Genomic DNA, 12,111 nt, shown 5'->3' with positions numbered 1-12,111 from the left:
TCGTTTGCAGTCACCCAGCGCGCCGGATCTGACGGACCTTCATAACGTGAGCCCATGAGCCACGCACCTCGAATCCGAACGGTCCTGAGCTGCACCGTGCTGGTCGCGTCCCTGGCAGTTTCAGCGACCGCGTGCGCAGGGTCCGACGCCAACCCGCTCTCCGCCAAGCCGTACGACGCCGCGGACCAGGTCTCCTTCAACGGACCCGCGGGCGCCGGGAAGACCAGTCCCGACAAGCCCCTGGAGATCACCGCCAGGGGCACGGACGGCCGCATCACCGATGTGACCGCCACAGACGCCTCAGGACGCTATCTGGCGGGCGAGCTCTCCGCCGACGGCAGCAGGTGGCACTCCACCGCTCCGCTGGCCGCAGACGCCCACTACACGGTCAAGGTCGGCACCGAGGACCAGGACGGCGCCCCGGGCCTGCGGACCATGACGTTCGACACCGCCTCCGCGTCCAACCGGCTGCAGGTCACCTTCGGTCCCGAGGGCGGCACGTACGGCGTCGGACAGCCCATCACCGCCCAGCTCAGCGCCAAGGTCAAGTCCCCTGCCGCCAGGGCCGTCGTGGAGCGTGCGCTGCGGGTCGAGTCGTCGCCGTCCGCCGACGGCGCCTGGTACTGGGTGGACGACAACCTCCTGCACTACCGCCCCAAGTCGTACTGGCCGGCGCACGCCACCATCAACGTCCACAGCAACCTCGACGGCATCAAGGTCGACGGCAAGCTCTACGGCGGTCCCGCGAAGCCGCTGAAGATCACCACCGGTGACCGCATGGAGGCCGTCACGGACTCCGGGTCGCACTACATGACGGTGAAGCGGAACGGGAACGTGATCAACACCATTCCGATCACCACGGGCAAGCCCGGATACTCCACCCGAAACGGCGTCAAGGTCGTGCTGGGCAAGGAGTACTACGTACAGATGCGCGGAACCAGCATCGGTATCGCCGAGGGCAGTTCCGACTCCTACGACCTGCCGGTCTACTACGCGACGCGCGTCACATGGAGCGGCGAGTACGTCCACGCCGCCCCGTGGTCCGTCGGATCCCAGGGGTACGACAACGTCAGCCACGGCTGCACGGGAATGAGCACCGACAACGCGGCCTGGTTCTTCAACAACTTCCGCCCCGGCGACCTGGTCTCGGTCATCAACAGCGCGGGCGACACGATGACGCCGTTCGACAACGGCTTCGGCGACTGGAACGTCTCCTGGGCCAAGTGGCGTACGGGCAGCGCCCTCAACGGCGGTGCGCAGCACAGCACCGACCCCGCGGCGCCCGAGGAGACGGAGGATTCCGCGGGGTCCGCCCGGCTGCGGCCGACCGCGGCCTGACGCGCAGCCGGTGGGGTGCTCAGGCCCGTACGGCGGACTCGCTGCGCAACAGCGCGGCCAGTGTGCCGGCGAACTCCACCGGCTCGACCGGAAGGGTCACCGCCGCCTCCGCGCGGCTCCAGGTGGCCAGCCAGGCGTCCTGCGGGCGTCCCATCAGCAGCAGCACGGGCGGGCAGTTGAAGACCTCGTCCTTGATCTGCCGGCAGACGCCCATGCCGCCCGCGGGGACCGCCTCGCCGTCCAGGACACAGACGTCGATCCCGCCGCGGTCCAGCGCGGTCAGGACCGCGTCCAGCGTGGCGCACTCGAGGAACTCCACCGGGGGAACGTCGGCGGCCGGCCTGCGACCCGCCGCAAGACGCACCTGTTCGCGGGTGTTCGCGTCGTCGCTGTAGACCAGGACCGTGGCGCTCGGCTGCATTGTTCCTCCGTGACGGCGGTGTCTTCGGTGCATGCGGTGTATGCGGTGCCAGCAGGGCTCGTTGGGCACGAACCCTGGCGCGGATGCTACTCCGCCGGACACCTCGTCAACACCGGTTCGGGGCGGCTTCCGATGGGCCGTTCGGGCAGGACACACGGCCCTGACACACCGAACGGCACCCCCCAGGGTGAGGGCGGGATAAGCGACCGACATAATGTCGGTCGTGGCGACAGCAACGACAGTAGAAACCGGGCACGCGCACCCGTCGGTCAATCGACCGAACCTCACCAGCGTCGGAACCATCATCTGGTTGAGTTCCGAGCTGATGTTCTTCGCGGCCCTCTTCGCGATGTACTTCACCCTGCGATCGGTGACCGGGCCAGAGCACTGGAAGGAAATGGCGTCCTCGCTGAACGTTCCGTTCTCGGCGACGAACACCACGATCCTTGTGCTCTCCTCCCTCACGTGCCAGCTCGGCGTATTCGCCGCGGAGCGGGGCGATGTGAAGAAGCTCCGCACCTGGTTCATGATCACGTTCGTGATGGGTGCGATCTTCATCGGAGGCCAGATCTTCGAGTACACCGAGCTGGTGAAGGAGGACGGCCTCTCGCTGTCCTCCGATCCGTACGGCTCGGTGTTCTATCTGACGACCGGCTTCCACGGCATGCATGTGACGGGCGGTCTGATCGCCTTCCTGTTCGTACTCGGCAGGACATACGCAGCCAAGAGATTCACTCACGAGCAGGCCACCGCAGCCATCGTCGTGTCCTACTACTGGCACTTCGTCGATGTCGTGTGGATCGGCCTGTTCGCCACGATCTACCTGATCAAGTAACCGGGCCCAAGCCCGAGACACTCCGCTCACCGACGCAGAAGATCCTGACACCGGGGTAATCCGTGAAAAAGCTCTCCGCACGACGACGCCATCCGCTGGCGGCGGTCGTCGTCCTACTCTTCGCGCTGGCGGCCACCGGGGGGCTGTACGCCGCGTTCGCGCCCGCAGGCACGGCTCAAGCCCAGGTGGCCGAACAGTCGCTTGCCATCGACGAAGGCAAGAAGCTCTACTCCGTCGGCTGCGCAAGCTGCCACGGAACCGGTGGTCAGGGCACCTCGGACGGTCCCAGCCTGGTCGGCGTCGGCTCTGCCGCCGTGGACTTCCAGGTCGGCACCGGCCGTATGCCTGCCCAGCAGCCCGGCGCCCAGGTGCCGAAGAAGAAGGTCATCTACTCGCAGGCTGAGATCGATCAGCTCGCCGCGTACGTGGCCTCTCTCGGCGCCGGCCCCATCGCGCCGAAGGAATCGCAGTACGACGCGTCCGGCGCGGACATCGCCAAGGGCGGTGACCTGTTCCGTACCAACTGTGCCCAGTGCCACAACTTCACCGGCGAGGGCGGCGCGCTGACCAACGGCAAGTTCGCTCCGAGCCTGGAAGGCGTGGACGCGAAGCACATCTACGAGGCCATGCAGACCGGCCCGCAGAACATGCCGTCCTTCCCCGACACGACGATGCCGGAGAAGAACAAGCAGGACATCATCGCGTACATCAAGACCGTCAACGGTGACAATTCCGCCAGCCAGGGCGGCCTCAAGCTGGGCGGCCTCGGTCCGGTCAGCGAGGGTCTGTTCGGCTGGATCTTCGGTCTGGGTGCGCTCATCGCAGTAGCCATCTGGGTCGCGGCCCACACCGCTAAGGCCAAGAAGTCATGAGTAGCAACGAGAATTCCGAAGAGAACCTGCCGAGCGCGCAGGGCGAAGGCGAGCACGGCTCGGTGGAGCGTGCGGACAATCCGTTCGCCGACCCGGGACTGCCGGCCCACCGGCCGCGCGTCCAGGACATCGACGAGCGGGCCGCCCGGCGCTCCGAGCGCGTGGTCGCGTTCCTGTTCACCTTGTCCATGATCGCCACGATCGCGTTCATCGCGTCGTACGTGGCGTTCCCGGTCGACAAGATCGTCTACATCTTCCCGTTCGGGCATGTGAGCGCGCTCAACTTCTCCCTGGGTCTGACCCTGGGCGTGGCGCTCTTCTGCATCGGCGCGGGAGCGGTCCACTGGGCCCGCACCCTGATGTCGGACGTCGAGACGCCGGCCGAGCGCCACCCGATCGAGGCGGACGCCGAGACCAAGGCGCAGGTCCTCGCGGACTTCAAGCAGGGTGCCGAGGAGTCCGGCTTCGGCCGGCGCAAGCTCATCCGCAACACGATGTTCGGTGCGATGGCCATGGTGCCGCTCGCCGGTGTGATGCTGCTGCGCGACCTGGGTCCGCTGCCGGAGAAGAAGCTCCGCACCACCCTGTGGGCCAAGGGCAAGGTCCTCATCAACATGAACACCAACGAGCCGCTGCGTCCTGAGGACGTCGCCGTCGGTTCGCTGACGTTCGCCATGCCCGAGGGTCTGGAAGAGAGCGACGAGGACTTCCAGACGCAGATCGCCAAGGCCGCCCTGATGATCGTCCGCATTCAGCCGGAGGACATCAAGGACAAGCAGGAACGCGAGTGGGCCCACGAGGGCATCGTCGCGTACTCCAAGATCTGCACCCACGTCGGCTGCCCGATCAGCCTGTACGAGCAGCAGACGCACCACGTGCTCTGCCCGTGCCACCAGTCCACATTCGACCTGTCCGACGGCGCACGCGTCATCTTCGGCCCGGCCGGTCACGCCCTTCCGCAGCTGCGGATCGGCGTCAACGGCGAGGGGAACCTCGAAGCGCTCGGCGACTTCGCAGAGCCCGTCGGTCCTGCCTTCTGGGAGCGCGGATGAGCACCGTGACGGATACACAGCGCAAAGCGCCCGCCGGTGAGCGGGTCGCAGACTGGGCCGACGGACGCCTTGGCATCTACGGCCTGGCCAAGTCCAACATGCGCAAGATCTTCCCGGACCACTGGTCCTTCATGCTCGGTGAGATCTGCCTCTACAGCTTCATCATCATCATCCTCACGGGTGTGTACCTGACGCTGTTCTTCCACCCGAGCATGAACGAGGTCGTGTACCACGGCCCGTACGCACCGCTCCAGGGTGTGCGCATGTCCGAGGCCTACGCCTCGACCATGAACATCAGCTTCGAGGTCCGCGGCGGTCTGCTCATCCGGCAGATCCACCACTGGGCCGCGCTGATCTTCCTGGCCGGCATGCTCGTGCACATGATGCGCGTCTTCTTCACGGGCGCCTTCCGCAAGCCGCGCGAGGTCAACTGGCTGTTCGGCTTCCTGCTGTTCATGCTCGGCATGTTCACCGGGTTCACCGGCTACTCCCTCCCGGACGACCTGCTCTCCGGTACGGGTGTCCGGTTCATGGAGGGCGTGCTGCTCTCCATCCCGGTCGTGGGTTCGTACCTGGCGATGTTCCTGTACGGCGGGGAGTTCCCCGGCGGTGACTTCGTCGCCCGGTTCTACTCGGTCCACGTCCTGCTGCTGCCGGGCATCATGCTCGGCCTGCTGGTGGCGCACCTGATCCTGGTCTTCTACCACAAGCACACGCAGTTCGCGGGTCCCGGACGCACGAACAACAACGTCGTCGGCATGCCCCTGCTGCCGGTCTACATGGCCAAGGCCGGAGGCTTCTTCTTCCTGGTCTTCGGTGTCATCGCGGTCATCGCGGCGGTCGCCTCGATCAACCCGATCTGGGCGATGGGCCCCTACCGGCCCGACCAGGTGTCCACGGGCGCCCAGCCGGACTGGTACATGGGCTTCTCCGAAGGACTGGTCCGCATCATGCCGGGCTGGGAGATCAACGCCTGGGGCCACACCCTCGTACTGGGTGTGTTCATCCCGATCGTGATCTTCCCGCTGGTCCTGGTCGCGATCGCGGTCTACCCGTTCCTCGAGGCCTGGGTCACCGGCGACAAGCGCGAGCACCACATCCTGGACCGCCCGCGCAACGTTCCTACGCGTACCGCTTTCGGTGCAGCCTGGATCTCGCTGTATCTGATCCTGCTCGTCGGTGGCGGCAACGACCTCTGGGCGACGCACTTCCACCTGTCGATCAACTCGATCACCTGGTTCGTCCGGATCTTCATGTTCGCCGGACCGGTCCTCGTGTTCATCTTCACCAAGCGGTGGTGCCTGGGTCTGCAGCGCCGCGACCGCGACAAGGTGCTGCACGGACGCGAGTCCGGTGTCATCAAGCGCCTGCCGCACGGTGAGTTCGTGGAGATCCACGAGCCGCTCAAGCCGGCGCAGATGCACACGCTCACCGCGCACGAGCAGTACAAGCCGCTCGAGATCGGCCCGACGGTCGACGAGAACGGTGTCGAGCGCAAGGTCTCGCGTCTGCAGAAGCTCAAGGCCAGGCTGAGCAACGGCTACTACGGCGGCGAGAGCCAGATCGAGAAGCCCACCGCAGAGGAGTACCAGGAGATCACCAGCGGCCACGGCCACCACTGATCCCCTTCGCTTCGCCACAGCTGGAGCCCCCGTCCATCCGATGGACGGGGGCTCTTCGCTGCCCTCGGGGCTGGATAAGGTGGTCGTATCCCTATTCGGCTGTGGACCCCCTGGAGCGGACCATGAACGTTGTGACCCCGGTTGGCGGCGACAGCGTGGCGGCCTACTCCTGGCCGGGCGTGCTCGACGCTCTGCTGAACGGCACCGACCAGAGCGCGGATGCCACTGCCTGGGCCATGGACCGGATCATGACCGGCGAGGCGACGGACGCCCAGATCGCCGGGTTCGCGGTGGCGCTGCGGGCCAAGGGCGAGACCGTGGAGGAGATCGCCGGGCTCGTACGGACCATGTACGCGCACGCCAATCTCATCGAGGTCTCCGGGCCCAGCGTGGACATCGTGGGGACCGGCGGCGACGGCTTCAAGACCGTCAACATCTCCACCATGTCGGCGGTCGTGGTGGCCGGGACCGGGGCGAAGGTCGTCAAGCACGGCAACCGTGCCGCCTCCAGCGCCTCGGGCGCCTCGGACGTACTGGAGAAGCTCGGCGTCAATCTGCAGCTGACACCGAAGCGGGTGGTCGAGGTCGCGGAAGAGGCGGGGATCACCTTCTGCTTCGCCGTGAAGTTCCACCCGGCGCTGCGCCATGTGGCCAGTGCCCGGCGGGAGCTGGGGATCCGTACCACCTTCAATCTGCTGGGTCCGCTGACCAATCCGGCCCAGGTGAAGTCCCAGGCCGTGGGCGTCGCAGACGCCCGGATGGCGCCCATCGTGGCCGGGGTGCTGGCCGAGCGGGGCAATTCCTCGCTGGTCTTCCGCGGTGACGACGGCATGGACGAGCTGACGACGACCGCGACGTCCACGGTGTGGGTCGTACGGGACGGCTCCGTTCGCCGGGAAGCCTTCGACCCTCGGGACGTCGGCATCGAGCTGGTGCAGGTGGAGGCGCTGAAGGGCGGGGACCCCTCGTACAACGCGGAGGTCGCCCTGCGGCTCCTCGACGGGGAGGGCGGCCCCGTGCGGGATGCGGTCCTGCTCAACTCGGCGGCCGCGCTCGTCGCGCTGGAGCCCGGGGACGGCACCCTGAGCGAGCAGATCGCCGCGGGGATGGCGAAGGCCGCGGAGTCCATCGACTCGGGGGCGGCGCGCAAGGCCCTGGAGCGATGGGTCGCCGCCAGCAACGCGTAGGGGGTGTCCGGCGGATCAGGTCGCCTGCGATGGGCGACCGCGGCATGATCCGCCGGACACCCCCTAAACACGGGTGTGGTGTGACGTAGGGCGCAGTCCAGATTACGGACTGCGCCTTGCGTGCCTCCGCGCTTGTGGCAGGATTCTCGGCAGGTCATGAGTGACAGCGATTTCGGCCTCAGCCCGCTGTCCGGCAACCCTCCTTCCGTGGCGGGGTGCCCTGAGTGAAGACCAGGCCGCAGACAGCAACGTCTGTGGCAAGCGCGGATCCCTCGCCAGGGGTCCTGGTTTCCGAGGGAGTTTCTTCCGTGGTTCAGCGAATGCGATAGGGCAGCAGCCCCTCTTCCCGCACACCCTTTTTCGCTTCATCTCGCCTGCCATTCCCGGGAGTTCGTCATGTCTGTCTCCAGTGCTGTCGTCGATTCGTCGGTTTGTGCCCCTCTGCCCGTGCTTGGGCGAGATGTGTCGGTCCCGCTCGTGACGGGCGGCGAGGTGAGCTACGCGGCTCTCGACTACGCGGCCAGCGCCCCGGCCCTGCAGCGCGTCTGGGACGACGTGGCGGCCTACGCCCCGTACTACGGCAGCGTGCACCGCGGCGCCGGGTACCTCTCGCAGCTCTCCACCGACCTCTTCGAGAACAGCCGCACGGTCGTCGCGGAGTTTCTCGGCTGCCGCGAGGACGACCAGGTCGTCTTCACCCGCTCCACCACCGACTCGCTGAACCTGCTGGCCGCGGTCGTCCCCGCCGGCTGCCAGGTCTTCGTCTTCGAGACCGAGCACCACGCGTCCCTGCTGCCCTGGCGCGACGCGCAGGTCACGTACCTCAACGCACCCCGCACCCCGCAGCAGGCCGTCGAGACGCTGGAGCGCGCGCTCGCCGACCGCGACCCCTACGGCCCGGCTCTGGTGTGCGTGACCGGGGCGTCGAATGTCACCGGCGAGCTGTGGCCCGTGAAGGAGCTGGCCGCCGCCGCGCACGCCCACGGTGCGCGCATCGTCCTGGACGCGGCGCAGCTCGCGCCCCATCACCCCGTGGACATCGCGGAGTTGGACGTCGACTGGGTCGCCTTCTCCGGTCACAAGCTGTACGCGCCCTTCGGCTCGGGTGTCCTCGCCGGGCGCTCCGACTGGCTGACCGAGGCCGAGCCCTACCTCGCGGGCGGCGGCGCCTCGCGCAAGGTCGCGCGCCGCACCGACGGCGGTGTGGACGTCGAGTGGCACACCACGGCCGCCCGCCACGAGGCCGGATCCCCGAACGTGATCGGCGTCTACTCCATCGCCTCCGCCTGCAAGGCGCTCACCGAGGCCGGCTTCGACTCGCTCGTCGAGCGCGAGCAGGCCCTCGTGGCCAAGGTCCGCGAGCGCCTCGCCGAGGTCGACGCGGTCAAGGTGCTCTCCCTCTTCGGCGACGACGCCCCGCGGGTCGGCGTCATCTCCTTCGTGGTCGAGGGCTGGAACAGCTCGCACTTCGCCGCGGCCCTCTCCGCCGAGTACGGCATCGGCGTACGCGACGGCCTCTTCTGCGCCCACCCGCTGGTCCGCACCCTCCTCGGCAGCGACCCGCAGGACCCGGGCGAGTGCGGCGCCCCCGAGGCCGAGCCGGGCGAGCGCTCGCTCAACGCGATCCGGGTGAGCTTCGGCGCGGGCACCCCCGACGAGCACGTGGAGCGGTTCGTCCGCGCGGTCAAGGAGCTGGTGCGCGACGGCGCGCGCTGGAACTACCGTACGGAAGGCGGGCGTTGCGTCCCCGCGGTGTGATCGCACAGCTCACGACGAAGGCCCCGGCAGCGCTGCCGGGGCCTCGCGCGTCTCGTGCGTACGGAAGGGCGGGCTACGCGTCCAGGCCGATCGCGAAGGCGGCTTCGAGGTCGTGCTGGGAGTACGTACGGAACGCGACGTGCGTGTCCGTCCCCTCGACACCGGGGATCTTGCTGATGGAGCCCGGGATGATGTCGGCCAGATCGTCGTGACGGGCGACCCGTACCAGGGCGATCAGGTCGTACGTGCCGGTGACGGAGTAGACCTCGCTGACACTGTCCAGCGCGGCGATCGCCTCGGCGATCTCGGGGATCCGGTCCACGCTGGTCTTGATGAGCACGATCGCGGTGATCACGGCTTGCTTTCTCCCTCGGTGGCCGTCGCTGGGACCTTCACTCTAGTCGTACGCCGATAGACCGCCGCCGCGTAGACGAAGCCCATGGAGAAGCCCACCAGGTGCGCGAGATAGGCCACCCCGGGGCCGCTTCCCGCGCCCTGCGCCGCCAGCCACTGCAGGACGAACCAGAAGATCAGCACGATCCAGGCGGGGAAGCGCAGCGGCAGGAAGAGCAGGAACGGGAAGATGCTGGTGACCCGGGCCTTGGGGAAGAGATAGAGGAAGGCGCCGAGCACTCCGGAGATCGCGCCGGACGCGCCGACCAGGGGCTGGTCGGAGGAGGGGTGCGCGAGTGCGTACGCGAGCAGGGCGAGATAGCCGACGACGAGATAGAAGCCGGCGAAGTGGATCCGGCCCATCCGCTCCTCGGTCATCGCCCCGAAGACGTACAGGAAGAGCATGTTGCCGAGCAGATGCAGCCAGTTGGCGTGCACGAAGAGTGCGGTGAGCGGGGTGATCAGGGCGTGGCCCGTGGCCGTGGTCAGTTCGTCGGGCACCACGCCCCAGCGCGCGAAGTAGGCGCTCTGGGCGGCGAGGAGGGTGTCGCCGGTGCCGTAGACGGGATTGAAGCCCGAGGCCGGGCCGAGGAGAAAGACCAGGCAGCAGAGGCCGATCACGCCATAGGTGACCACCGGGCCACGGACCGTCTTCCGCCACAGGGCGGTGCGTTTCTTTATCGCGAACCTCTTGATCACAAGCGCGAGCATGACGTAATCGGACCAAACGGTACAGAGCGCCTCGCCGGATCTCACATGGTCGACTGTCTCCGCAAGGGGTACGCGCAAGGCCGTAGGGTTACGGGCAGTACACGGCGATGGACAAGAGGACGGCACGCATGACGACGGTTCCCCAGCCGACTGAGACGACCCGCTGGCGCTGCACGCTCTGCGGCAATCTGACCCGCTTCGACGTGACCCGCTCGTCCAAGGTCGTCGAATACCTCCACCTCGACCTGGCCGGAGAGGCGAAGGTCGAGGAACGCGAGGTGGTGAGTGAGACCATCGAGTCGGTGCGCTGCCGGTGGTGCAACGCACTGGACCAGATCGAACTCGTGGACAGGCCGGACGCCGCCTCCTGAGGGAGCGCGGGGCAGACAACAGTTGGGGTGACGGATGGTGGAGCCAGCAAGCGGCGCTGATCCGGCCGGAGCGGCCGACGGTGTTGCCGAGGCGCTCGACCGCCCGCTGCCCGAAGGTGTACGGCGCCGGGTCGTCGCTCTGGTGGCGGACGCCTTCGGTGGCCTGACCGTCGCCGAACTCCCGGCACAGTTGCGTCAGTACGCCCGTTTCACCCCCACCAGACGTGCCAAGTTCGCGGGCAACGCGATGGCCGCAGCTCTGGAGAGCGACCCGCTGTTCCGGCAGCGCATCGGCGAGCGGCTCAAGGAGTCCCAGCCCGAGCTGACCGGCGCCCTGGAGTCCGGCTCGCCGCCCGCCGCCGCCGATCCGGTCGACGTGGCCGCGGCCGCGTACGTCCTGCGCCCTGTCGGCTGGGTGAAACTGGTCGCCGCCGCGGGCGAGGAGGCTCAGCGTGCGGACGCCGAGCGCGCCGACGAGGAGGGCAGGCGCGAGCTGGAGCGGCTGCGCGAGGAGCTCGCCGGTGCGCGGGCGGAGACCAGGGCCGAGAACGAACGGCTCCGCGCCGAGCTGGATGCGGCCCGCAAGGACGCCGAATCGCTTCAGCGCAAGCTGCGCAGCGCGCACAGCGACATCAAGCGGGGCGAGGCCGCCCTGCGGCGTACGCACGGCGAGATCGATGCCATCAAGGCCGAAGCCGCCGCCCAGGCGGCTTCGGCGGAGGCCGAGTCGCGGCGGCTGAAGGCCCGCCTCGGCGAGGCGGAATCGGTGGCGGAGGCCGGTCGTCGTGCCGTGAGGGAAGGGCGCTCGGTCGAGGACATGCGGCTGCGGCTGCTGCTCGACACGGTCCTGGACGCGGCCCAGGGGCTGCGCAGGGAGCTGGCGCTGCCGCCGGCCGCCCAGCGGCCGGCCGACCTGGTCGACGCGGTGGAGCCGGGGCGGATGTCGCCCAAGGACATCGCGGCCAGGGCTTTGTCGGACATGGACCCGGCTCTGCTCGACCAGTTGCTCGCGCTGCCGCAGGCGCATCTGGTGGTGGACGGATACAACGTCACCAAGACCGGATATCCGCAACTGCCGCTGGAGAAGCAGCGGCTGCGTCTCCTCGGCGGACTCTCGATGCTCGCGGCACAGACCGGCGCCGAGATGACGTGTGTCTTCGACGGGGCCGAGCTGGCGGCTCCGGTGCTGCTCGCGCCGCCGCGGGGTGTGCGGGTGCTCTTCTCCAAGCCGGGTGTGACCGCGGACGAGTTGATCCGTCAGCTCGTACGGGCGGAACCCTCGGGGCGGCCCGTGGTGGTGGTCTCCACCGACCGTGAGGTCGCGGACGGCGTGGCGAAGTCCGGTGCCAGGCCCGTCGCGTCAGCCCTGCTGCTGAAGCGGCTTTCGCGCGTTTAGCAACTCCTGTGAGCATTGCCCGATTTGAGGCCGCGGTGACTGAAGCGCAGTGTCAAGTGACCACTACTGCGCGTGTGAAGTGGGTAAAGAATGTGGCCGGTGATCGAGATTTTCCTATCGGGATTTGAAATGGTCACAGGAAGGTCACTAGGGTC

12 protein-coding genes and 1 riboswitch are annotated in these 12,111 nt (G+C 68.0%); of the genes, 9 read left to right on the top strand and 3 right to left on the bottom strand.

What is annotated here, in order from left to right:
* Positions 1 to 54: 54 nt before the first annotated feature.
* On the top strand, positions 55 to 1,338 hold the full coding sequence (locus AB0H78_RS30000) for an Ig-like domain-containing protein (protein WP_363237784.1): 1,284 nt from the start codon (positions 55 to 57) through the stop codon (positions 1,336 to 1,338).
* 19 nt (positions 1,339 to 1,357) lie between these two features.
* Here the strand turns inward: AB0H78_RS30000 and AB0H78_RS29995 are convergent, their stop codons facing one another.
* Complete coding sequence (locus AB0H78_RS29995) at positions 1,358 to 1,759, bottom strand: hypothetical protein (RefSeq protein WP_363237783.1); 402 nt, start codon at positions 1,757 to 1,759, stop codon at positions 1,358 to 1,360.
* Positions 1,760 to 1,973: 214 nt separating this feature from the next.
* On the opposite strand from AB0H78_RS29995, the gene AB0H78_RS29990 reads away from it, so the two are divergent.
* From AB0H78_RS29990 to AB0H78_RS29965, 6 genes are all read left to right on the top strand, one after another.
* Positions 1,974 to 2,594: a heme-copper oxidase subunit III gene (locus tag AB0H78_RS29990; RefSeq protein ID WP_363237782.1), complete on the top strand. Its 621-nt coding sequence runs from the start codon at positions 1,974 to 1,976 to the stop codon at positions 2,592 to 2,594.
* 62 nt (positions 2,595 to 2,656) lie between these two features.
* Positions 2,657 to 3,466, top strand: a complete 810-nt coding sequence (locus tag AB0H78_RS29985; RefSeq protein ID WP_363237781.1) for a c-type cytochrome — start codon at positions 2,657 to 2,659, stop codon at positions 3,464 to 3,466.
* Complete coding sequence (locus tag AB0H78_RS29980; RefSeq protein ID WP_363237780.1) at positions 3,463 to 4,518, top strand: Rieske 2Fe-2S domain-containing protein; 1,056 nt, start codon at positions 3,463 to 3,465, stop codon at positions 4,516 to 4,518. Before AB0H78_RS29985 ends, AB0H78_RS29980 begins: the two co-directional genes overlap by 4 nt.
* Complete coding sequence (locus tag AB0H78_RS29975; protein WP_363237779.1) at positions 4,515 to 6,140, top strand: ubiquinol-cytochrome c reductase cytochrome b subunit; 1,626 nt, start codon at positions 4,515 to 4,517, stop codon at positions 6,138 to 6,140. Before AB0H78_RS29980 ends, AB0H78_RS29975 begins: the two co-directional genes overlap by 4 nt.
* Before the next feature lie 122 nt (positions 6,141 to 6,262).
* Positions 6,263 to 7,327: an anthranilate phosphoribosyltransferase gene (gene trpD / locus AB0H78_RS29970; RefSeq protein WP_363237778.1), complete on the top strand. Its 1,065-nt coding sequence runs from the start codon at positions 6,263 to 6,265 to the stop codon at positions 7,325 to 7,327.
* 152 nt (positions 7,328 to 7,479) lie between these two features.
* Positions 7,480 to 7,597: riboswitch (SAM riboswitch) on the top strand.
* A gap of 126 nt (positions 7,598 to 7,723) precedes the next feature.
* A complete protein-coding gene (locus AB0H78_RS29965; protein ID WP_363237777.1) occupies positions 7,724 to 9,085 on the top strand; it encodes an aminotransferase class V-fold PLP-dependent enzyme in 1,362 nt (453 codons plus the stop codon).
* 73 nt (positions 9,086 to 9,158) lie between these two features.
* Here AB0H78_RS29965 and AB0H78_RS29960 read toward each other — a convergent pair whose 3' ends face one another.
* A complete protein-coding gene (locus AB0H78_RS29960) occupies positions 9,159 to 9,440 on the bottom strand; it encodes an Lrp/AsnC ligand binding domain-containing protein (RefSeq protein ID WP_363237776.1) in 282 nt (93 codons plus the stop codon).
* Positions 9,437 to 10,189, bottom strand: a complete 753-nt coding sequence (locus AB0H78_RS29955; protein WP_363237775.1) for a rhomboid family intramembrane serine protease — start codon at positions 10,187 to 10,189, stop codon at positions 9,437 to 9,439. The genes AB0H78_RS29960 and AB0H78_RS29955 overlap by 4 nt, the downstream gene beginning before the upstream one ends.
* Positions 10,190 to 10,317: 128 nt before the next feature.
* Here AB0H78_RS29955 and AB0H78_RS29950 point away from each other — a divergent pair, with 128 nt between their 5' ends.
* The gene (locus tag AB0H78_RS29950; protein WP_363237774.1) at positions 10,318 to 10,560 is read left to right on the top strand and encodes a hypothetical protein; all 243 of its coding nucleotides are present in this window, start codon (positions 10,318 to 10,320) and stop codon (positions 10,558 to 10,560) included.
* A 34-nt stretch (positions 10,561 to 10,594) separates the two neighbouring features.
* On the top strand, positions 10,595 to 11,956 hold the full coding sequence (locus AB0H78_RS29945) for an NYN domain-containing protein (RefSeq protein WP_363237773.1): 1,362 nt from the start codon (positions 10,595 to 10,597) through the stop codon (positions 11,954 to 11,956).
* Positions 11,957 to 12,111: the final 155 nt, after the last annotated feature.

The organism is Streptomyces sp. NPDC050738 (genome assembly GCF_040654175.1).
Classification (GTDB): Bacteria; Actinomycetota; Actinomycetes; order Streptomycetales; family Streptomycetaceae; genus Streptomyces.
The sequence above is the reverse complement of the archived record's forward strand: the minus strand, read 5'-3'. Positions and strand labels throughout refer to the sequence as shown.